This window comes from Pseudomonas sp. D8002 (assembly GCF_013385695.1).
GTDB lineage: Bacteria > Pseudomonadota > Gammaproteobacteria > Pseudomonadales > Pseudomonadaceae > Aquipseudomonas.
In genome coordinates this window covers 236,020-258,181 of sequence record NZ_JACAPM010000004.1, presented here as the reverse complement: position 1 = coordinate 258,181, position 22,162 = coordinate 236,020, and the positions used below count along the sequence as shown (strand labels likewise).

The 22,162-nt window shown below is 61.7% G+C and carries 20 protein-coding genes; 11 read left to right on the top strand and 9 right to left on the bottom strand.

Annotated features, from left to right (window positions below; translation table 11 throughout):
• The first annotated feature begins 264 nt into the window (after positions 1–264).
• Positions 265–6,180: an NEL-type E3 ubiquitin ligase domain-containing protein gene (locus HX807_RS02475; protein WP_177049136.1), complete on the top strand. Its 5,916-nt coding sequence runs from the start codon at positions 265–267 to the stop codon at positions 6,178–6,180.
• Positions 6,181–6,185: 5 nt separating this feature from the next.
• Here HX807_RS02475 and HX807_RS02470 read toward each other — a convergent pair whose 3' ends face one another.
• Both HX807_RS02470 and HX807_RS02465 read right to left on the bottom strand, forming a co-directional pair.
• Entirely contained in the window at positions 6,186–6,494 is a 309-nt protein-coding gene (locus HX807_RS02470; protein ID WP_003217397.1) for a chaperone modulator CbpM, read from the bottom strand.
• A gap of 2 nt (positions 6,495–6,496) precedes the next feature.
• A complete protein-coding gene (locus HX807_RS02465; protein WP_008439071.1) occupies positions 6,497–7,444 on the bottom strand; it encodes a DnaJ C-terminal domain-containing protein in 948 nt (315 codons plus the stop codon).
• 288 nt (positions 7,445–7,732) lie between these two features.
• On the opposite strand from HX807_RS02465, the gene HX807_RS02460 reads away from it, so the two are divergent.
• Positions 7,733–9,001 (top strand): Hsp70 family protein, encoded by a 1,269-nt coding sequence (locus HX807_RS02460; protein ID WP_177049134.1) that lies wholly within the window; start codon positions 7,733–7,735, stop codon positions 8,999–9,001.
• Between the two features lie 134 nt (positions 9,002–9,135).
• Here the strand turns inward: HX807_RS02460 and HX807_RS02455 are convergent, their stop codons facing one another.
• The 3 genes from HX807_RS02455 to HX807_RS02445 form a co-directional block, all read right to left on the bottom strand.
• Positions 9,136–10,149: an AI-2E family transporter gene (locus HX807_RS02455; protein WP_003217402.1), complete on the bottom strand. Its 1,014-nt coding sequence runs from the start codon at positions 10,147–10,149 to the stop codon at positions 9,136–9,138.
• Positions 10,150–10,335: 186 nt separating this feature from the next.
• Positions 10,336–10,650, bottom strand: coding sequence for a PsiF family protein (locus HX807_RS02450; RefSeq protein WP_003217404.1), 315 nt, complete (start codon positions 10,648–10,650; stop codon positions 10,336–10,338).
• Positions 10,651–10,713: 63 nt separating this feature from the next.
• Positions 10,714–11,508 (bottom strand): helix-turn-helix transcriptional regulator, encoded by a 795-nt coding sequence (locus HX807_RS02445; protein WP_003217407.1) that lies wholly within the window; start codon positions 11,506–11,508, stop codon positions 10,714–10,716.
• A gap of 97 nt (positions 11,509–11,605) precedes the next feature.
• Between HX807_RS02445 and HX807_RS02440 the strand changes: the two genes are divergently transcribed.
• Positions 11,606–12,502, top strand: a complete 897-nt coding sequence (locus HX807_RS02440; RefSeq protein WP_087693122.1) for a DMT family transporter — start codon at positions 11,606–11,608, stop codon at positions 12,500–12,502.
• On the opposite strand, the gene HX807_RS02435 is transcribed toward HX807_RS02440, so the two are convergent.
• A complete protein-coding gene (locus HX807_RS02435; RefSeq protein ID WP_102367994.1) occupies positions 12,495–12,800 on the bottom strand; it encodes a multidrug efflux SMR transporter in 306 nt (101 codons plus the stop codon). The genes HX807_RS02440 and HX807_RS02435 overlap by 8 nt on opposite strands.
• A 1-nt stretch (position 12,801) precedes the next feature.
• On the bottom strand, positions 12,802–13,443 hold the full coding sequence (locus tag HX807_RS02430; RefSeq protein ID WP_177049133.1) for an FMN-dependent NADH-azoreductase: 642 nt from the start codon (positions 13,441–13,443) through the stop codon (positions 12,802–12,804).
• Positions 13,444–13,567: 124 nt separating this feature from the next.
• On the opposite strand from HX807_RS02430, the gene HX807_RS02425 reads away from it, so the two are divergent.
• Both HX807_RS02425 and HX807_RS02420 read left to right on the top strand, forming a co-directional pair.
• Positions 13,568–14,479, top strand: coding sequence for a LysR substrate-binding domain-containing protein (locus HX807_RS02425; protein WP_134325651.1), 912 nt, complete (start codon positions 13,568–13,570; stop codon positions 14,477–14,479).
• A 98-nt stretch (positions 14,480–14,577) separates the two neighbouring features.
• A complete protein-coding gene (locus HX807_RS02420) occupies positions 14,578–15,108 on the top strand; it encodes a bacterioferritin (protein WP_003217418.1) in 531 nt (176 codons plus the stop codon).
• A gap of 137 nt (positions 15,109–15,245) precedes the next feature.
• Here the strand turns inward: HX807_RS02420 and HX807_RS02415 are convergent, their stop codons facing one another.
• Positions 15,246–17,315 (bottom strand): AsmA family protein, encoded by a 2,070-nt coding sequence (locus HX807_RS02415; protein ID WP_177049131.1) that lies wholly within the window; start codon positions 17,313–17,315, stop codon positions 15,246–15,248.
• A gap of 368 nt (positions 17,316–17,683) precedes the next feature.
• Here HX807_RS02415 and HX807_RS02410 point away from each other — a divergent pair, with 368 nt between their 5' ends.
• Together HX807_RS02410 and HX807_RS02405 are read left to right on the top strand one after the other, a co-directional pair.
• Positions 17,684–18,133: a hypothetical protein gene (locus tag HX807_RS02410; RefSeq protein WP_003217421.1), complete on the top strand. Its 450-nt coding sequence runs from the start codon at positions 17,684–17,686 to the stop codon at positions 18,131–18,133.
• 151 nt (positions 18,134–18,284) lie between these two features.
• Positions 18,285–18,917 carry a TetR family transcriptional regulator gene (locus HX807_RS02405; protein ID WP_003217423.1) on the top strand — a complete coding sequence of 211 codons (633 nt, stop codon included), beginning with the start codon at positions 18,285–18,287 and terminating at the stop codon, positions 18,915–18,917.
• Position 18,918: 1 nt separating this feature from the next.
• On the opposite strand, the gene HX807_RS02400 is transcribed toward HX807_RS02405, so the two are convergent.
• The gene (locus HX807_RS02400) at positions 18,919–19,407 is read right to left on the bottom strand and encodes a C40 family peptidase (protein WP_003217425.1); all 489 of its coding nucleotides are present in this window, start codon (positions 19,405–19,407) and stop codon (positions 18,919–18,921) included.
• 337 nt (positions 19,408–19,744) lie between these two features.
• Between HX807_RS02400 and ureE the strand changes: the two genes are divergently transcribed.
• The 4 genes from ureE to HX807_RS02380 are packed head-to-tail and all read left to right on the top strand — an operon-like array spanning position 19,745 to position 22,151.
• The gene (ureE, locus tag HX807_RS02395) at positions 19,745–20,245 is read left to right on the top strand and encodes an urease accessory protein UreE (RefSeq protein WP_008439076.1); all 501 of its coding nucleotides are present in this window, start codon (positions 19,745–19,747) and stop codon (positions 20,243–20,245) included.
• A complete protein-coding gene (locus HX807_RS02390) occupies positions 20,242–20,916 on the top strand; it encodes an urease accessory protein UreF (RefSeq protein ID WP_003217429.1) in 675 nt (224 codons plus the stop codon). The genes ureE and HX807_RS02390 overlap by 4 nt, the downstream gene beginning before the upstream one ends.
• A 23-nt stretch (positions 20,917–20,939) precedes the next feature.
• Positions 20,940–21,554: an urease accessory protein UreG gene (gene ureG, locus HX807_RS02385; protein WP_003217431.1), complete on the top strand. Its 615-nt coding sequence runs from the start codon at positions 20,940–20,942 to the stop codon at positions 21,552–21,554.
• A gap of 24 nt (positions 21,555–21,578) precedes the next feature.
• A complete protein-coding gene (locus HX807_RS02380) occupies positions 21,579–22,151 on the top strand; it encodes a HupE/UreJ family protein (protein WP_087692463.1) in 573 nt (190 codons plus the stop codon).
• Positions 22,152–22,162 lie beyond the last annotated feature (11 nt).

The following is a 22,162-nucleotide window of genomic DNA, read 5'->3' as shown; positions in this document are numbered from 1 at the left end:
ATTAAGGCAATGACCTTAATCAGTCGTCCCCGGCACTCGGCGGTAGCTATTTGAACGGATTGCCCCCCATGGACGAACACTCAAAAAGCGCTGGCAGGCTTGATGCACACGGGGGGATTTCCATGGGGTAATTAAGTCGTCGATCCATAGGTAATCCGGGGCCGATGCGTTAACTATTGCGTGCTATCCAGCGGCTTTTCGACTTATTAATCCACAGCGGTTTTCAGTAGCCTTTTTCCTTTGCTTACCCAAAGGAATGCCCCCATGCAGGATGCCCCCTCCGTTACTCCCCTCTCATCTTCCGACGACAACAGTGCGTTCATTCGCCAGGCCATTCCGGACTGGCTGGTACAGGCGCCGGCCCACCGCATAGAAGCGTTGAAACAGGCCAGGCTCGAACAGGCGCAGTGGATGGACAGCTTGTCGCCGCTGCAGCGAAGAACCTTGAAGGGGTTCAATGAAACCAGTTTCAAATCCCAACACGCGGTGGATAAACACCTGGCCAACGTCCAGGCACTCAAGCCCTTCGCCATAGGCCTGCTCAACGGCGCGCTGAAAGAACAATTCAACCTCACCGTGGATGTCGAAGGCACCTCTCTTCGTTTGTATGAGCCGCTGAGGCTCGGCACCCTGGGGATCAAGGCCGGCGAATACAAAGTACTGGAGGTGTCGCTGGTGCAGGCTGCCCTGCATAACTTTGAAGCCAGTGAAGGTGAAGACGGCGCATTCGATCCTGCCTCCGGGTTCACCCAATACCCGGACCGGGAAGGCGCCTCTCCCAGGATCAGCCCGGCGCTGACCGTACCCGCCTTTATCAGGCTGTGCCGTACGCTGGACGTGGGTGCCCGCTACCAGGCGCACCTCAAGGAAACATTACTGCCCACCGACGAGACGGCCGCCACCCGGTTGCGCGACGCCGTGATCACCAGCCAGAAGGATGCCCTCAGGGCTGCGGCGTACCTGGCGCTGCTCAAGCAGGACATTCTCCCGGATGACTTCACCATGGTGCTCAAGGTGGTCGACGGCGAACGCAACCCGACGCTGGGCGGCAAGCCGGTGTGGTTCAGTTGCCTGAGCGTGATGGACCGCGCGCTCATGGGGAGCGTGGTGTTTACACCGGTGGAAAAATATCGCTATGCCACCGACTTCATCGTCTACCTGCCCCACGATCCGGAGCACCCGCTCAAGCGCTACAACAGCCTTGATGCGCTGAAAACCGAACTGAACCGCCAGTGGGTGGCGCGCGACAAAGCGCCAAGCGAATCCGGCAATAACAACCGCCCGACGCCCACGAGCTACCAGCATTTTTTCAGCCAGTTTCTCAATGAGCATGACAAGCCGGCGTTCTTCAACCGGTTTACCGAACCCGCTGCGGACTCCACCGCCGCCGTCGACGCAGTAGCGCGTTCGCCGGTGACCCAGACAATGCTGCAACTGGCCTTCCCGGTATTGACTACGACGGTCATGCCCCAGTCGCTTCCGCCCCCGAAAGCCGGCTGCAGGGTGGTGAAGACGGGCGCTCCCGACCTGTACCTGATGGTGGTCTCAAGACAGGGCCTGTGGGCTGACAACGTCGACCTGTGGGCCAACCTGTTTGAGCATGGCCGCGACAAGGCCCTCGGCGATGCGCGCGACCAGGCAGTGCCCACCGCCGATGTCGACGCCCGGGTGCGCGGGCAAAAAATCGCCCGTTGGCTGGAGGCCGGCGCTACCGTGCTCGGCCTGGGACTGGCGTTCGTCCCGGTGCTCGGCGAAATCATGCTGGCCGCCATGGCGGGCCAATTGCTCTACGAAACCTTCGAAGGCGTGATCGACTGGGGCGAAGGCGACCGTGACACGGCCAAGGCTCACTGGTTCGACGTCGCGCAAAACCTGGCCGCCATGGCGCTGCTGGCCGGCGCGGGGAAAGGCCTGCAAAAGCTCGCTGCGCCGCCTACACCCGCGTTGGTACAAGGGCTCAAGCCGGTGCGTTTGCCAGGTGGCGAGCAGCGGCTGTGGAAGCCGGACCTTACGCCTTATCGCAGCCCCGTCGTATTGCCCAAGGACGCCACGTTTGATGACCTGGGCTTGCACAGCCACGACCAGCAGCCGCTGCTGCCCCTCGACGATCAACTGTATGCCATCAAACCCGAGCCCGACGGCGACACCTATCGCATACAACACCCCACACGCTCCGACGCTTATGCCCCGCAGGTGGCGCATAACGGCGCGGGCGCCTGGCTGCATGAAGGCGAAGAACCACTGACCTGGGACGGCCCGGCGCTGATGCGCCGCCTGGGTTGTCGCACCCGGGGCTTGAGCGACGCACAACTGGAACAGGCACGCCTGGCCAGTGGCACTCGCGCCGATCAACTGCGCCAACTGCATGTGGACCTGCAACCGCCGCCCGTCCTGTTGAGCGACAGCCTGGCGCGCTTTGGCATCCATCAGCGGATCGAGACGTTTATCGAGAAGATGGGCAGTGACGACCCGCTGGATTATGCGCTGGCCGACCCGGCGATCACCGAGCGCGTGGTGGCGCACCGAGGCTTGACCTATCCGGCGGTCCTCGACCCGACTCCCCGGGGGCTGGACGAACAGACGATGCTGTGGCGCCGCGAAGTTGCCCAGGCTGCCCGGGACAGTCGGACCTCGCTGTTCGACGCGGATTACCGCGCCCATAACCTGACTCGCTCGCCCCCGGTACAGCAGCTCATGGACAGGTTTTCCGGCCTGCCGGCGGAGGTTGCCAGGCAGTTGCTGGAAACCGCCACGGACGCGGATTTAACTGCGCTGAGTGGCCATCAGCAGTTGTCACCAAGGCTCACCGCCCTGGCGCGCGAAAGCCAGCAGCAAGTGCGCATGGCACGGGCCTATGAAGGCTTGTTCCTCGACACCCTGCAGAGCCAGGACAGCCTGCGCTTGGCCCTGCATACCCTGCCCAGCTTGCCGGGTTGGGACCCGAGCCTGCGGGTAGAAATCCGCTTGGGCAGCGAACAGGGCCCCCTGATCGACGCCGTCGGCCCAGAGGCCGACGCACAGCCGTTGGTGCTGGCGATGGGTGAAGACGGAGCGTTCGGCGCCACCGACCTGTATGGCGCCGTTCTGGCACGCCTTGAACAGGGCCAGCGTCGAGCACTTGGCGAAGCCGCACGGGACGCCGGCACCCTGAAGCAGCGGGTGCGACAAACGCCATTGGCCCGGGACGAGCTGCGCTCGGTGCTGCTGGAATACCCGATGCTGCGCAAACCCTTGGCAGGAGACCTGCGCCTGCGGGGCGGCTCCCCGCTGCACAAACTCACTCAATTGCGCAGCACCCATACGCGGGTGCGCAAGCTGTATCCTGGGTTCAGCGACGAGCAGGCCACAGCCTTCATCGAGACCCTCGGGAGCGATGCGCGCACTGAATTGACGCGCCGGGAAGACCAGTACGCCGCCCTCAAACGCGCACTCAAGGACTGGGTGAATCGCAGTGCCCGAGAAGATACGAGCCGGCGTCCATTTGAGGTAAACCCGGGAGGCCGGGAGCAGTCAGTGGCCGATGCATTGAGAGATTGCTGGCGCCGACAGACCGTGGACCGTGCCGGGGCCTACACCGGGCGCCGACTGGAAATCAGCGCCCAGGTGAACCTGCCCAAACTCAACGCCGATTTTGGCCATGTCGAGGAGTTGGTTCTCGACTACGTGAGCTTCAGCGACGGCCCCGGGCAGTTCCTTGGCAACTTCCCCAATCTGAAACGTTTGACCCTCAAACAAGTCGGCGGTATCGGACGCCATACGCTGACCGAACTGCCCGAAGCAATCACGGCCATAAAGGCGCTGACGCACCTGGACCTGTCGAAAAATGCCATCCGCCTGAGCGAAATCAGCGCCGGCCAACTGGCCGGCCTGAGCCGCCTGGAAGAACTGTGCCTGAACGACAACCCCTTGGGCACCCTGCCGGATTTCAGCCCGCTGCTACGACTGCGCAAGCTGGAGCTGCGTGACACCCGGATCAATCAGTGGCCCACAGGCCTGCTGGAACTGCCGGAGCTGAGAGAAGTCGACCTGTCCGGCAATCACCTGAGCGCGGTGCCCGACAGCCTGCTCAACCCAGCCCCCGAAAACGTGGAAGCCAGCATCCGTCTCAACCGCATGACCCGCCTGCGTGACAACCCATTCACCCCGCAAGCCAATCAGCAGATGCGGGCGTACATCGCTCGCCTGGCACAAACTCGCCCGGGCTGGCGCAACGGCGGCCAGCCTGGCGCCTTCGAAGTACCCTTGAGCCACACCGACGAAATGCGGCGGATAAGGGACCTGTTTCCCGGCTACAGCGAGGAGGAAAACGAGCAATTCGTATTGCACGCAGGCGACGGGGCGCCGGCTGAACTGACGCGCCTGGAAGGCGAGTGGCAAACCTTGAGCACCCAACTGAACGCCTGGGCCACACAACGGTTCCTGGTGGCTGCCGACAGCGAAAACCTGCGTGCAGGGGATGCCAACCATCGCCAGCAATTCGCTCGAGACCTCAAGGCGTGCTGGCGGCGCATGACTCCCAAAGTGCTGGCCCAAGATGGTTCTCCCGCCGGCTACACCCTTGAAGCACTCGGCTTGAGAGTCGGCGACTTGCCTGCGCTGGAAGCAGATTTCAGCCACGTTGGGTCAATCAAGCTTCAGGACATGCAATCCGTATACGGCCTGGATGAGTTTCTCGGCCACTTCAGTCACACCCGTTGGCTCGACCTGTCGTACGGAGAGTTGCGTTCAATCCCGCCCAGCGTTGCCCGGATGACTCGGCTTACCCGCCTGGACCTCAGGAGCAACCAACTTTCCCTGAGCGAGGCCGACGTGGATCTGCTGGAGGGGCTCACTTCACTCAAGATCATCAATCTGAGCCGCAACGCCCTGGCGCGTACCCCCAACTTCGCAACCCTGCCGAACCTGCGTAGGGTGAATTTGAAAAACACCGGGATCACCGAGTGGCCGCAGGGCTTGGGGCCACATCAGGCGTTGGACATCGTTAACCTGGCGCAGAACCGCATCACGCAGTTGCCCGAGTCCCTGGTCAACCCGCTGCCCGAGGAGGCCGAGGCATTCATCTACGTCAACAACGTCACCTTTATCGACGGCAACCCGCTGAGCACCGAAGCCCGCAGGCAGTTGGTCGAGTATTGGAGCAATGCAACCTTGCTCCACCGCGAGGCAGCAGCGGGCCGGCAGCCCGGCGCGATGCGTTATCGGGCGCCACAGCCCGCTACAGTCGAGGTTCACGCGCCTCAAGAACAGATCGTGGACGACACACCGGAGCCGGCATACCAGCACTGGATGGATGGTCTGTCACCCGAGGAAATCGACGTACGACGCAGCCTGTGGGAGTCGATTGCCGAGAAACCCGGTTCGCAGATCTTCCTCGACATCCTCGACAACCTCAAAGAATCGGCGGAGTACCGCAGCCGCCATACCGACCTGCAATCGCGCCTGTGGCAATTGCTCTATGCGGCCCGGGACGATGGCTTGCGTGAAGAGCTGTTCAACCTGGCGGGTGACCCGCGCTGCGGCGATCGGTCGGCCCTGGTGTTCAGTGACATGGAGACCAAGGTGCTGACGTGGCAAGCCACGCGCTATGCCGCCGATGGCGAGGCGGGACCGGCACTCTACACGTTGGCCAAAGGTCTTTTTCGCCTGGACGAGGTGGAAAAATTAGCCAGCGCAGACATTCGGGTTCGAGAAGGCATGATTCGCACGTCGACCATGACCCCTGAACAAAAAGTCGCCGCCCTGGAAAAACTGGAAGATGTTGAAATTCGCCTGGCCTATCGCATGGGCCTGGCCCGCCGCCTCGGCCTGCCCGGTCAGCCCAACGATGCCCGCTACCTCGCAACGGGACAGGTAGCGCCGCAGATCCTGAATAATGCCGCCATCACAATAGAAAAACTGGACAACTCCAAGAAGCTCGTACAGTCGCTGTTAGGCCGCGAATTCTGGCAGGCCTTTATTCGCAACCATTATGACGATGAGTTCAGAGTCCTGAGGGAGCCCCATGACGTGCGCTTGAATGCGTTATCCGAGGAACACGATGCGGGCGCCCTCAGTGATGAGGCATACGCAACCCAGGCTGAAAATGTGCAACTGCAACTGGCCGTGCACGAGGCGCAACTGATTCGCTCGCTGACCCTGCGCGACTGGGTGCCGTGCAAGGCGCGCTGCAGCATCACCTGATGGATTCAGGGCGTTTGCACCAACCGCCCCAGCCGTTGCTTGAGCATCTGGTTCTCGGCCCGCAGTTGCTGGACCTCTTCCAGCAGGTCGAGCGCCAGGGCGACGCCTTCCCATTCCAGCTCCAGGTCCTTTTGCAGCGCCGAGGCGCGCTTGGCCAGGGCCAGTTCGTAATCGGTGAAGCGCCAGGACTCGGGACTGGTCCCCACCGGTTCAACGATGCCGTGCTCGACGATTTCGATCACGTAGGCCACCGACAGGTCGGTGGCCTCACAGAATTCTGCCATGTTCACTTGAACCAAACGGGGACTGCTCATCGTTAGCTACTCCATGATTCTCTTGGATCGAAGGCGGCTTTTTGTGCCAGTTCCTGCCACAACGCCTTGACCTCGTCGTCGGTGTTTTTCGGCATCACCGCCTTGAGTTGCACAAACAGGTAACCGCGCTGCCCGGCCTTGTTCAACAAGCCATGGCCCTTGGCGCGCATGCGCTGGCCGTTCTGGCTGCCGGCCGGCACCTTGAGGTTGATCTTGCCGGTGAGGGTCGGCACCGCCACTTCCGTGCCCAACGCCAGCTCCCACGGGGCCAGTGGCAGGGTGATGATCAGGTTCTCACCTTCCACATCGAATTTAGGGTGTGGCGCGAACTTGATGATCAAGTACAGATCACCATTGGCACCACCGCCAATCCCCGGCGCGCCCTGGCCCTTGAGGCGGATGCGCTCGCCGTCGGCCACACCGGCCGGGATCTTCACGTTCAGGCTCTTGGTGGTGTTGCTGACGTGCTGGCCGGCCGCGTTGTATTGCGGCACCTGGAAGTTGACCTGCTTGGACTCGTTGGACAGGGTCTCTTCGAGGAAGACCGGCAGTTCCATTTCCACATCTTGCCCCCGGCGCCCGGCACTGCGGCCCTGGGCACCACCAAAACCATTGCCGCGCGAACCGAAGATCGAGCTGAAGAAGTCCGAGAAGTCGCCGGTGTCCTGGCCACCGCCGCCATAGCCACCACGGCTCTGCCAACCTGGCGGGCCCTGGAACGGCTGGCCATGCTGGCCATATTTGCGCAGATCGTCGTATTCGGCGCGCTTGTCGGCACTTTTCAGCGCTTCATAGGCTTCGGACGCGTCCTTGAACTTGGCTTCGGCGTCCTTTTCCTTGCTCACGTCCGGGTGATATTTGCGCGCCAGCTTGCGATAGGCGGCCTTGATCGCCTTGTCGTCAGCGGTGGGTTCTACACCGAGAATCTTGTAATAGTCTTTGAAGTCCATCGGAGGCATCACCATCCATTATCGATATCGCACTGCCAGCGTCACAGCATGCGCCTGTTTGCGGCGTCTGGATTGACCGATCTCAATCTTGTGACCGAAGGGTGCGTCAGAAGTTTATCGGCGCTGCGGGCAGAATCCTGCAGCCACCAACCGTATGGGGAGGATTTGGGGGCAAAGGCCGGGCTTTCAAGGTAACAAGTGCGTTGTATTTAGCGGATAGTCGGCCTACGCATCTGCACGCGGGTGGCATACACTGCGCGGCCGTTTTTCAACCGGAACCCGATTGACATGAAAAACCCATCCCCAGCCCGTGCCTGCGGTATCGACTTCGGCACGTCCAACTCCACCGTCGGCTGGATTCGTCCCGGCATGGAAACGCTTATCGCGCTGGAGGACGACAAGATCACGCTGCCGTCGGTGGTGTTCTTCAACTTCGAAGAACGCCGCCCGGTGTACGGTCGCCTGGCCCTGCACGAGTACCTGGAAAACTACGAAGGCCGGCTGATGCGCTCGCTCAAGAGCCTGCTGGGTTCCAAGCTGATCAAGCACGACACCAGCGTACTGGGCACGGCCATGCTGTTCACCGACCTGTTGGCGCTGTTTATCGGCCAACTCAAGAGCCGCGCCGAGACCACCGCCGGGCGTGAGTTCGACGAAGTGGTGCTGGGCCGCCCGGTGTACTTCGTCGACGACGACCCGATGGCCGACCAGGAAGCCGAGAACACCCTGGTGGACGTGGCCCGCAAGATCGGCTTCAAGGACATTTCCTTCCAGTACGAACCGATTGCCGCGGCTTTCGACTACGAGTCCACCATCGAGAAAGAAGAGCTGGTGCTGATTGTCGACATCGGCGGGGGTACCTCCGACTTCTCCCTGGTGCGCCTGTCGCCCGAGCGCCGCCAGATCGACAACCGCCACGACGACATCCTCGCCACCGGCGGTGTGCACATCGGCGGTACCGACTTCGACAAGCAGCTCTCGCTGGCCGGCATGATGCCGCTGTTCGGCTACGGCAGCCGCATGAAGAGCGGCGCTTATATGCCCACCAGCCACCACATGAACCTGGCGACCTGGCACACCATCAACTCGGTGTACTCGCAGAAATCCAAGCTGGCGCTGGGCAGCATGCGCTACGACATCGAGGACACGGGTGGCATCGACCGCCTGTTCAACCTGATCGAACAGCGCGCCGGGCACTGGTTGGCGATGGAAGTGGAAGAAACCAAGATTCAGCTGACCCGGCAGGACAGCCGCCATGTGCTGCTGGACCGGGTCGAGCCGGGGTTGAGCGTGGAATTGAGCCGGGCGCTGTTCGAGTCGGCCATCGATGGCTTGCTGGAGCGGGTGCGCAATGCGGTGACGCAACTGCTCAACGACGCCTCGGTGGACGTGGCCCAGGTGGACACGGTGTTCTTTACCGGGGGTTCCAGCGGGATTCCGGCGCTGCGCCACAGCATCTCGGCGATGCTGCCGAATGCGCAGCATGTGGAAGGGAACATCTTTGGCAGTATTGGCAGTGGTCTGGCGATTGAGGCCAGCAAGCGCTACGGCTACTGAGTTTTAGCTGAAACCGTGGCGCGCCCTTCGCGAGCAAGCCCGCTCCCACATTCGGCTGCATTCCAAAGTTGGAACTCGGTCAAATGTGGGAGCGGGCTTGCTCGCGAAGGGGCCAGTCCAGGCAACATCAATGCCTAAACCATCCCCGCCAGCTTCAACTCACTCTTCAAGTACGCATAATAAATCGGCCCCGCCACCACCCCCGGCAGGCCGAACGCGGCTTCGAACACCAGCATCGCCAGCAACAATTCCCACGACTTGGCACTGATCTGCCCGCCGACGATCCGCGCGTTGAGGAAGTACTCGACCTTGTGGATCACGATCAGGTAGCCCAACGCCGCCACCGCCACCCAGATCGACAGCGACAAGGCCACGATGGTGATCAGGGTGTTGGACATCAGGTTGCCGATCACCGGTAGCAGGCCCAGCAGGAACGTCAGCACGATCAACGTCTTGGTCAACGGCAGGTGGATCCCGCACAACGGCAGCACCACCGCGAGGAAGATCGCGGTGAACGCGGTGTTCAGCGCGGCGATCTTGATCTGCGCGAAAACGATGTTGCGAAAGGCCTGGACCAGCAGGTGCAGGCGATCAAACAGCGCTGCCGCCAGGGGTTTGCGCTTGGTCAGGTCCGGCACCCGTTGCAGGGCGATGATCGCCCCCAGCACCATGCCGATCAACAAGGTCACGAACATGTGCGCGGCGTCTTTGCCCACCAGTTGCAGTTCGCTGAGGTGTTTGCTCAGCCATTCGCCGATGGCCACGCGGAACTCGGCGGCGCTGGCCGGCAGGTAGGCGTCGAGGAACGGCGGCAACTGGCCGCGGGCACGGTCGACCACGCCCATGAACTTATCGAGGGAAGCCCCGGGGTTTTCCGCTTCGTGCAGCAGGAAGCTGATGGCCCCGGCAAAGATCAGGGTCAGGATGCTGACGATCAAGGTCCCCAGCAAGGCTACCGCCAACCAGCGCGCACGCCGGCCTTCGATCAACCGCTGCAACTGCGGGGTGAGCATGTTGACCAGCTCATACACCAGCAGCCCGGCCAGCAGGCTCGGCAGCAACTTCAATGGCAAAACCAGCAGCAGCCCGCCAAAAATCAGCACGCAACTGACCAACAACAACACGTGACGCTGAGAAAACGTTGGCATACAGCCTCAAAACGAACGGCGTTAAAGGATGGGCAGTCTGCCAGCGTTGGGTGAATCAAGCGAGAAGTCTAAACGCGGTCCAATGTGGGAGCTGGCTTGCCTGCGATGGCGGTGGGTCAGCCAACAAAGGCATCGACTGTCAGGTCGCAATCTTAGGCAAGCCAGCGCCCACAGAGTTCTGCATCATTATTTCTTCAGGCAGGTGCTCATAAAGGTTTTACGCGCATCGCCGGTCAGCGCCTGGGTTTTCGCGGTGGCGTTGCAATCTTTCATCTTCTGTTGCTGGGGGGTCAGGGTCTTGGCGTCGTTGGCCGCCGGGGCCGCCTTGAGGCAGTTGCTCATGAACGCCTTGCGATCATCACCGGTCTTGCCACTGGTCTTGGCTTCGGCGTTGCAAGTAGTCATTTTTTGTTGCTGAGCCGTCTGTGCGGCAGTCGCGGCAAAGCCTTGGGAACACAGCAGCAGGCCCATCATCAACAGCGGAATACGCAGCATCTTCATGGAGTTTTCTCCCTGTTACCGTGCCGAGGGGCACGGCCTCCCCAGCAGTGTAGTCAAACCCTGTTACACCTTCCTGCCGCGTATATGGGTCCGGCGATACTGCTCCGGCGTGCAGCCGGCCTGGCGCTGGAACATCGCGATAAACGCCGAGGCCGTGCTGTAGCCCAGGTCAAACGCAACTTCCTGGACGCTGCGCGCGCTGTCCAGCGCTTCGATCGACGCCAGGAACCGCAGGCGTTGGCGCCATTCGCCGAAGCTCATCCCCAGCTCACGCACAAATTGCCGCGCCAGGGTGCGCTCACTGACATGCACCTGCTGCGCCCACTGGGCCAGCGCGCGGTTATCGCCAGGGTCGGCCTGCATGCCCTCCAGCACACTGAGCAACCCGGGATGGCTGGCATACGGCAGGAAACAATCGTGCACCGGCGCCTGCCTGAGCTGGTCTACCAGCACCTGGGCCAGGCGCACGTCGGCTTCGTTCTCGGGAATGTTGACGTCACGCTCGGCGAAATCACTGAGGATCGCCTTGAGGATATCGCTGATGGTCAGGGTGCACGGCTGCGCCGGCAATTGCTCGCACAAGGCGGGCGCCAGATATACGGAGCGGTAGACGATCGCCTGGGCGTTGTAGGAACTGTGCTGGGTGTTGGGTGGGATCCATACCGCATATTGCGGCGGCGACATAAAGCGACTGCCGGCCACTTCAAAGCGCATCACGCCACGGGCCGAGTAGTCCAGGGAACCCCAGGCATGCTGGTGCGCACTGGCATGGGTGTCAGCCTCGAATTCCGAATAACGGAAATACACCGGGGCCGGTAACTGGTCAAAATCGGGAAGGTTGATGTACTTCTTGAGCATGTTGTCTGGATACAAAGGTCGGATGGCTGGATCGAAGTATAGGCTTCGATCCAGACAAAGGATAATCACCGCTCATAGACGCAACTGGTTCTTTTCGATGCAATACGCTTATCCGTTACTGGCCATTTTTATCTGGGCCGGCAATACCGTGGTCAACAAACTCGCGGTGGGGACGATTTTCCCTGCCGAGATCGGTTTTTACCGCTGGCTGCTGGCCGGCCTGCTGTTTACCCCGTTCATGCTCAAACCCGTCATCGCCAACTGGCCGCTGATTCGTCCCAACCTGGGCAAGATCTTCATCCTCGGCGTGCTGGGCATGGCGGTGTACCAGAGCCTGGCGTATTACGCCGCGAACCTGACCTCGGCCACCAACATGGGCATTATCCTCTCGCTGATGCCACTGATGGCTCTCACCGCCGCAATCATCAGCCTTGGCCAGCGCCTGACCTTCGGCGCCCTGACCGGTGCCGTGCTGTCGTTTGCCGGCGTGGTAGTGGTGGTTTCCGCCGGTAGTCTCAGCGCCCTGCTGCAACACGGGCTGAATATGGGTGACGCGATGATGCTGGTGGCCACCCTCGCCTACGCGGTCTACAGCACCCTGCTGAAAAAATGGCAGCTGCGCTTGCCGCCACTGGTGTTGCTGTACCTGCAGGTGCTGGTGGCGGTGGTGGTGTTGTTTCCGCTGTTCCTGCTCTCCGACAAGGCCGGCCTTGGCTGGTCGAATATCCCGCTGGTGCTGTACGCCTGCCTGCTGGCCTCGATGCTCGCGCCGCTGGCCTGGATGCATTCGGTGAAGACCCTCGGCCCAAGCCGCACCACGCTGTTTTTCAACCTGCTGCCGCTGATCACCGCGTTGATTGCCGCAGTGGTGTTGAAAGAGCAGCTGGCGATGTATCACCTGGTGGGCGGCTTGCTGACCCTGGGCGGGGTGATTTTGTCGGAGCGCTGGACGACGCCGGTTCGCAGCAATGTCAGCGCGCAGGAAGCTACTTGAGCCCCACCACACCGGCGACGATCAAGCCCACCGACACCAGCTTGATCAGCGTCAGGCTCTCCCCCAGCAACGCGAAACCGAGAAACACCGTGCCCAGTGAGCCGATGGCAGTCCAGATCGGGTAGGCCACGCTCACCGGCAACTCACGCATGGCCAGGGTCAGGAAGTAGATCCCGCCCACGGCCGCGATGACGGTGACCAGCGATGGCCACAGCCGGGTGAAACCATCGGCGTACTTCATGCCCATGGCGAAGGTCACCTCAAAGCCGGCGGCGATCAGCAGGAAAAGCCACGACACTTCAGAAGCTCCCGGCCAGGTCGCGCAGTTGCCCTTCGACTGCATCGCAGGAACGGCGGAAAACGCTCGGGTCGGACTCCTCGCCTTCTGCGGCGATCACCGTGACATCTTCAATACCGATGAACCCCAACGCGGTCCGCAGGTGCGGATCGGCGTGGTTCATCGCCTCGTTTTCCCCGCCCGGGCCAAAGCCGCTGCCGCCGCGACTGGTGATGATCAAGGCCTTTTTGCCCAACAATAACGGCTGGTACTGGGCGATACCCTGGCTGTCCTGGGTGATATCCACGGTGTGACCCATGCGCACGATCTGGTCGATCCAGGCCTTGAGGCCGCTGGGAATCCCGAAGTTGTACATCGGTACGGAAATCACCAGCAGTTCGTGCTCGAAGAGCTCGGCTACCAGCTCATTGCTCAGTTGCAAATCGGCGTGCATGGACAACGGCATCGCCTGCGGCTCCGGGTGGAAGCTGGCGGCAATGAACGCTTCGCTGACGTGGGGGATAGACGCCCGGCCCACTTCGCGGCGGGTCAGCTGCGCGTCGGGATTGGCGGTGTGCCAGGCGGCCAGGAACACCTCGGCAAGGCGCCGGGAGTGGGAACGTTCGCCGCGGGGGCTGGAATGGATCGCAAGAATTTTTTTCATCTGTAGGCCTTCACACGCTAGACTCAGGCAACCTGAATGGCTACCTCTGTTGCGCATAAATCTAGAGCCGAGCGGCCACCCTCACAAATGAGCAATAGTTGTTTTGGATGAACTGAATTCATCCATGGAGCCACACATGTTTGCCTCGCTGCCCCTGACCGCCCTGCGCGCCTTTGAATCGGCCTCGCGCCTGTTGAGCTTCAAGGCCGCCGCCCAGGAGTTGTCGGTCACGCCGACGGCGGTGTCCCATCAGATTCGCTCCCTGGAAACCTGGCTCGGCGTACCGCTGTTCGAGCGCCTGCCGCGCCAGGTGCGCCTGACGGAACGCGGCGAGCGCCTGTTCCACAGCTTGCACGGCGCCTTGCTGGACGTCGCGCAAAGCGTCGACACCCTGCGCCCGCAACGCAGCGCCGGCAATCTCACGCTCTCCACTACGCCGGCGTTTGCCGCTCTGTGGCTGGTGCCGCGACTCGGGCGCTTCTATGCCGCCCATCCGGATATCAGCCTGCGCCTGGACACCAACTGCGCCGTGGTCGATTTACAGCAGGATGCCAGCGTCGACCTGGTGATCCGCTACAGCATCGACGACTACACGAACCTCTACGGTTTGTGCCTGTTCGACGAATGTTTCGCCGTGTATGGCTCCCCCGAACAAGTCGCCTTGGCGCGCGAGCGCACCCCGACCCTGATCAGCGTGCGCTGGCACAACTCCAGGCTGTACGCCCTGGGCTGGCAGGCATGGTGCGAAAAGGCCGGGGAAGACTGGTTGCAATCCGCTTCGCCGCTGCGCGAATACGACGAAGAACACTACGCCCTGCAAGCGGCCATCGCCGGCCAGGGCCTGGTGCTGGCGAGCAATATCCTGGTCTCGGAAAGCGTCGCCAGCGGGTTGCTGGTGCCTTACCGGGCACAGGTCCGCGTCAACGGCGCCGGCTACAGCGCCCTGTGCGTACCGGGACGGGAACGGCACCCGCCGGTCCGGGCGTTTTTTGAGTGGTTGCAGGAGGAAGCGCGGCTGTCGGGGCACGCTCTGTAAAATCCGATAAAACTTTTTGCGTTGCCTGGGACTCACAACTTGGAGCGATCACGCCGGCAGAGCGTGGCGCAAAACCGGATTAGTACCAGGAGAATGAGATGACTGACTCACATTTGTCTGACGTAGCCACTTTACGTGACCGCGCCCGCAAGAACGTCGAAAACGGTGCCGTGACCGAAGGTTATGACGCCGACCGCCAGGAAATCCTGCGTCTGCTCAACGAATCGCTGGCCACCGAGCTGGTGTGCGTGCTGCGCTACAAGCGCCACTACTTCATGGCCAATGGCGTCAAGGCACATGTCGCCGCCGAGGAATTCCTCGAGCACGCCACCCAGGAAGCCGAACACGCCGACAAGTTGGCCGAGCGTATCGTGCAGTTGGGTGGCGAGCCGGAGTTCAACCCCGACCTGCTGTCGAAGAATTCCCACGCGCAGTACGTGGCCGGCAATACGCTGAAGGAGATGGTCTACGAAGACCTGGTGGCCGAGCGCATCGCGGTAGACAGCTATCGCGAAATCATCCAGTACATCGGTGACAAAGACCCGACCACTCGCCGGATCTTCGAAGACATCCTGGCCCAGGAAGAAGAACACGCCGACGACATGGCGGATATTCTGAAGGACCTGTAACTAACACAGCTAACACCGCAAAATCCATGTGGGAGCGGGCTTGCTCGCGAAGGCGGTGGGTCAGTCGGAACATTCTTGACTGATCCACCGCCTTCGCGAGCAAGCCCGCTCCCACATTTGGTTCACGGTTTTGTCAGCTAGCCTTTCACTGTTTTAGGTGCCTTGCCTTCCTTCATCTGTTGCAGCAGCGGCGCACACTGGTTCGGCTCATCGCCGCTCGGTGCCACCAGCGCCAGCAAACCCGCCGCCGGGCCGGCAATCACACCCAAGGCAACCATGCCCGCACCACGCAGCATCAGCGGCACCGCCTTCACGCCAGCATTCGGTTTGATAAACGGCCCGTTGACGTACAACGGCGAGCGCAGGGAGAACAGGCGGAAGCCTTTGGACTCCGGGGTAATGGTCAGGTCAAGCTGCTCGCTGGCCATGCTCGCGGTGCCATCGATGTAGATGATCGCGTTCTCGGTATCGAACACAAACAGGCGAGTCGTCGCCAGGCCCGACTTGATGCCGAAGTCTGCGGCCGCACAGTTGATCTTCACTTCCTTGTCGCCAAACAGGCGGCCGACCACGTAGTTGCCGACGTTGAGCCCGGCGATTTCCATCAGTCCGCGGCTGATGGCGCCGTCGTTGATCAACATCTTCAGATCGCCATTCGACGTGCCAAGCAATGCCGCGACGGAGTTGCCGCGCCCGGAAATGTCCGCGTCGCCGTTGAGCTCACCGAAGCTGGTTTTCATCGGCTCGAAGGTCGGGAACAGCTGCTTGAGCTTGAAGTTGCGCGCGGTGAGTCTGGCCTGGCCTTCCATCGGCGTGGTGCGCCCGTTGAGACGAATCTGCGCGTCGAGCTTGCCACCGGCCACACCGAAACGCAGGGGCTCCAGGCTCAACTGCCCGTCGTTCAGCACCAGGTGAGTGTAGAGATCGGTGAACGGCAATTCGGCACTGTGGACGATGCGTTTGCCGGTGAATTCGACGTCGGCATCCATGTCGCGCCAGCGCTCGGTGCGGAACTCTTCCACTGGCAGCACCTTGGTCGCCGGCTGCTTGCTTTCGCCGCCACGGGCTTTTTGCTTGGCGTTGGAGTCGGCGCCGATCAGCGGCGCCAGGTCGGTCATCAACAGCTGGTTGGAGACCAGCGCCCCGGTGAGCTTGGGCCGCGGCTGGCTGGCGACGTAGCCGAGGTTGCCGTGGATGTCGCTGTTGCCGATCTTGCCGTTGAAGTTTTCATACTGGAACGACGCGCCGCTGGCCTCATGCAACTTGGCGATCAGGTGGCCGTCGGTGGAATAGGCCGGCGAATCCGGCAGGGTCACGCCGGTCAGGGGGTACAGGTTGCCCAGGCTGCTGCCGGAGAGTTTGAGGCGCAGGTCGAGGGCGCCGAGGTTCATCGGGTCGGTCAGGGTGCCGGCCAGCGCGATGCTGGTGTCGCCGATCCTGGCCTGGGCTTGCAGCGGGAACGGCTTGGCCGCGTCCTGCAAGGCCAGCAGGCCACCGATCTTGCCGGTGCCATCGAGTTTCTGGCCGTGGTATTGGCCCTTGACCTTGAGGCCGAACGCGTAATCCTGCGGCGCCGAGCCTTTTTCCAGGGCTTTCCTGGCGTCGGCATCGCCGACGATCTCGCCGAAGGGGATCGGCTTGCCGAGCAGGTCGATCACGACGTCGAGCTGGGTCTTGAGAGTCTGGTCGTCGAGGGTCACATGGCCTTTGTCGAAGCCGATGGCGCCGATGTCCACCACCCAGTTGGACGGTTCGGCATTCGGGTCCTTGGGGTCGAACTTGAAGGTCCAGTTGGCGCGGCCATCGGCCAGGCGCTGCAACTGCGCACTCGGTTCGGTGAGGTCGATACGCGGGATCACCACGCGCTGGGCCAGCAACGCCAGGGGCGAGATACGCAACTCCACGCGCTTGAGGGTGACCATCTGCGGGGCTTTCGACCAGTCGGGATTGCCCAGGGTCAGGTCTTCGGCAATCACATGGGGCCACGGAATCCAGGCGCGCCAGCCACCCTCATCGGGCTCGCGCTGCCACACCACTGCCAGGTTGCCATTGATGGCAAACGGTCGATGCAGCTCTTCGGAGACCTTGGCGTTGAGGGGCGGCTTGATCCGGTTCCAGTCAAAGAACACCAGGACCAACACCACAATGGCGATTAACAAAACGAAGCTGGCGCAGCTCCAGGCGAGAATTTTACGAGTGCGCGTCATTGCACAGGACTCCAGGTTACGACTGAGCGGGCGCTTTGCGGCGCGCGTTTTGACTACAGCTTATATGGCTACGACTGACAAACGGCGCGGGGGTTTAACCCCATTGATGAATTCCTCATAAAAACCGCCTTTCCTGACCAACCAGACAGTTTCAATCATCAACGACGCACCGTTGTTACCCACGTTCGTGTCGAAAATACCCACCTCGGTGCAAAAGCGCGGGCTTGAGACCTGCGAGATAGAGCCTTCGCAGGGAACAATCAATTCTGTTGATTATTACCATTGTGTTTATGAACTTTTATATCGACTTATCAAGAGTAGCATTAGCCCTGTACCCAATTTATCGCCCTCCCAAGGAGCAACCCATCATGAAACGCCAAATACTCGCAAGCTTTGCACTTTCCCTCCTGGCCACCAGCGCATTTGCCCTGCCAGCTGCTGAACAGGCAACCCCACAAGTGAAAGCCGACGCTTCCCACTTCAGCCAAACCCTGGCTCGCAGCGGCGCTTCGGACAAGAACAACACCGACTACAACGGCAGCATCACTGAAAACGGTTCTGAACAAGCCAACAAACGTGCTTACACCGAAGGCGTTGCTGAAGGTGGCCGTGACCGTCTGGAACAGAAAGGTCTGGTTGAAGGTGGCGCTGATCGCCTGATGGAACGCAATGCTGTTGCCGAAGGTGGTCGTGATCGTCTGGAACAGAAAGGCCTGGTTGAAGATGGTTCGAGCCGCGCCAACAAACGCGCTTATGCTGACGGCGTAGTGGAAGGCGGTGCTGACCGTCTGGCAGAACTGCATCAAGCACAGAGCTAAGCCCGTGCTGGCCCTGGAAAAAAGCCCGATCAGCCGATCGGGCTTTGACTTTGTGTGAACCGCAACGCCCTTCTCCCTTTTGAAGTTCGACGCTGGCAAAGCTGATTTGCTAGAGTGCGTCGCTGTCCTTGTCCACAAAGCCCGCCTGCCAATGCTGCCCCGCGCCGAACAGAAGCAACAGACCCGACTCGCCCTGATGGACGCAGCCCGCCATCTGATGGAGTGTGGCCGTGGGTTCGGCAGCCTCAGCCTGCGTGAAGTGGCCAAGACCGCCGGCATCGTGCCCACCGGTTTCTACCGTCACTTTGCCGATATGGATCAGCTGGGCCTGGTATTGGTCAGCGAAGTCGGCCAGACCTTTCGCGCGACGATTCGCCTGGTGCGCCACAACGAATTCGTGATGGGCGGCATCATCGATGCCTCCGTGCGGATTTTCCTGGATGTGGTCGCCGCCAACCGTTCGCAATTCCTGTTCCTGGCCCGCGAGCAATACGGTGGCAGCCTCGCCGTTCGCCAAGCCATTGGTGCCCTGCGTGAAGACATCGCCAGCGACCTCGCCGCCGACCTGACCCTGATGCCCAAGCTCCAGCACCTGGATGCCGACGGCCTGCACGTGATGGCCGACCTGATCGTCAAGAGCGTGTTCGCCACCCTGCCCGACATTATCGACCCGCCCGCCGAAGCGCTGCCTGCGCACCTCACGCCACAAGCCAAGATCACCCAGCAGCTGCGTTTCATCTTTATCGGCCTCAAGCATTGGCAAGGCCTGGGCAGCACCGAATAACTCAGCGCACGGTGTGAAAACGCTTGGCGGTGGTGTAGTTCCGGTTCCAATAGCTGTTGGCCAGTGAGTCGATGCGCACGCTTTTGCCCGTGCGTGGCGAGTGGATGAACTTGCCCTCTCCTATATAGAGACCAACGTGGCTGACCTGGCCGCGCCCATTGCCCCTGAAAAACACCGCATCACCCGGTTGCAACGCATTGCGCTTGACCGTGGCCGCGGTTGAGCGGTGCATCGCCGAGGTGGTGCGAGGCAGATGAATGTTGGCTTCGGTCTTGAACAGGTACACCAGGAAGCTGCTGCAATCGAAGCCCTGCTTCACCGAAGCGCCGCCCAATTTATAGGGCGTGCCCAACAGCTCGTGGGCGCGGTCGATCACGTTGTCGATAGTAGGTGGCGGCGCGAATGCCGGGGCACGCTGAAGGTTGGCCGAAGCAGATGAAATGGCGAGCGACAAACTGACAATGAGTAAACAGAAAAATGACTTGTACATGGTGGAAACCGCTGAAGATTAAATACGGAGCGGAATCCTAATGAAACAGCGCGTAACGCAACGCACGGCAAATCCTGCAAGTGCGTAGGAAAAGTCCCAAGCAATCAAAACTCATAAAAGATGAAAGAAATTTCATGCACCAAGCAATGGAATTCAACGCCGAGCGCCCGAATCCGGTGCTATAAATCCAACCACGCACCAAAATGAAACATTTTGGAATAATTTCCTGCGCCATCAGGTGGCACAAGTCGCCTGCCTACAGGGAATTCCTACTCCCCGCGTGGTTGGCAAGACCCTTGCTCTAGCTTGCTCATCGCTCATAGCTGGAAGCTTTCTGATGCTGGTGATCCACCGCCGAATCGCCCCCCAACCCGTCTGGGCCGCAGAGTTGCTGCTGAATTTCGAAGCCCGCAGCAAAAGCCGCCTGCGCTGTTTCAGTGCCGACGGAGAAGACGTCGGCCTGTTTCTGGAGCGCGGCCAACCGCCGCTGCACGATGGCGAATTCCTACAGGCTGAAGACGGACGTGTCGTACGCGTGTGCGCCCGGCCTGAACAACTGCTGCACGTCACCTGCGGCAATGCCTTTGAACTGACCCGCGCCGCCTATCACCTGGGCAACCGCCACGTGGCGCTGCAAGTGGGTGACGGTTGGCTGCGCCTGCTCGATGACTACGTGCTCAAGGCCATGCTCGATCAGTTGGGCGCGACGACCGAGACCATCGAGGCCCCCTTCCAGCCGGAACACGGCGCCTATGGCGGCGGCCACCACCACTCCCGCCATGGCGACGAAGACTTCAACTACCCGCCCAAGCTGCACCAGTTCGGCGTACGCCTATGAACCCAGCCTGGGCGCTGTTGCGTCTGGCCAGTCCGCAGCTGCCGATTGGTGGCTACAGCTATTCCCAGGGCCTGGAAATGGCCGTGGAGCAAGCCCGCGTGACCGACCCGGCAAGTGCCGGGCGCTGGATCAGCGATCAACTGTTGCTCAACCTGGCGCGCTTCGAAGCGCCGCTGCTGCTCGCCCACTGCCAGGCCGCCGCCGAACAGGACTGGCCACGCCTCGCGCAGTTGTGCGAGGAACACCGCGCCAGCCGTGAAACCCGCGAGCTTTATCAGGAAAGCCGGCAGATGGGCTATTCCCTGCACCAGCTATTGAACGGTTTACCGGAGCTGGATGACGCCGCCCGAGAGTTCCTGGCACAGCGCTCCGAACCGCACCTAGCCCTGGGCTGGGCCCTGGCCGCCCGCGCCTGGCAGATCAGCCCGGATGACGCCCTGGCCGCCTGGCTGTGGAGTTGGCTGGAAAACCAATTGGCGGTGCTGATGAAGACGCTGCCTCTGGGCCAACAAGCCGCCCAGCGCCTGACCAGCGAACTGCTGCCGCTGCTGCAACAAGCCCAGCAGGACGCCAGCCAGCTTGACCCCAATCACTACGGCAGCGCCGCGTTTGGCCTGTCCCTGGCGTGCATGGCCCATGAGCGCCAGTACAGCCGCCTGTTCCGTTCCTAGGGCACTTTATCTTGGAGAATCACATGAACACCCAACCCCTGCGCGTCGGCATCGGCGGCCCGGTCGGCTCCGGCAAGACCGCCCTGACCCTGGCCCTGTGCCTGGCCCTGCGTGATCGCTACAACCTGGCGGTGGTCACCAACGATATCTACACCCGCGAAGACGCCGACTTCCTGGTGCGCAACCAGGCCCTGGCGCCCGAGCGCATCATCGGTGTGGAAACCGGCGGCTGCCCCCACACCGCGATTCGCGAAGACGCCTCGATCAACCTCGAAGCGGTCGACCAACTCAACCGTCGCTTTCCCGGTCTGGACCTGATCCTGGTGGAATCCGGCGGCGACAACCTGTCGGCCACCTTCAGCCCGGAACTGTCGGACCTGACCATCTACGTGATCGATGTGTCGGCCGGCGACAAGCTGCCGCGCAAAGGCGGGCCGGGAATCTGCAAATCCGACCTGCTGGTGATCAACAAGATCGATCTGGCGCCGCTGGTAGGCGCATCCCTGGAACTGATGAACAGCGATACCCAGCGCATGCGCGGCGGTAAACCTTTCGTCTTCAGCAATCAGAAAACCGGCGTCGGCCTGGAAGAAATCGTCGCCTTCATCGAACGCCAGGGCTTGCTGACCGCAGCCTGATCAACCCCCACAAGGAGCCTGTCCATGCGCCTCAATACACTTCTCGCTGCCGCAGCCTTGCTGCTCACTCCCGCCCTCGCCTTCGCCCACCCCGGCCATGGCGACAACGGCCTGGTGGCCGGTATCAGCCACCCGCTGGGCGGCATCGACCACTTGCTGGCAATGGTCGCCGTGGGCCTGTGGGCCGCTCAACAAAAAGGCTCGGCGCGCTGGGCGCTGCCGTGCACGTTTGTCGGCACCATGCTGATCGGCGGGATGCTGGGCTTTGAAGGGCTGGAACTGCCGGCGCTGGAAAGCGGGATTGCCGCGTCGGTGCTGGCGCTGGGCCTGGCGGTAGCGCTGGCGGTGCGGCCGCCGTTGTTCGTGGCGGTGGCGGCGACGGCGCTGTTTGCACTGTTCCATGGCGTGGCCCATGGTTTGGAGCTGCCGGACATGTCCAGCCCGTGGGCGTATGCCATAGGGTTTGTGGGTGCGACGGCGGTTTTGCATGCTGCCGGTTATGCCGTGGTGCGTTTCCTGCCGGCGGCGGCTGCGCCGTTGGTGCGGGTGGCGGGTGCGGCTTCGGCGGCGACCGGGGTTTGGTTGCTCGCTGCCTGATTTTCGGTGCT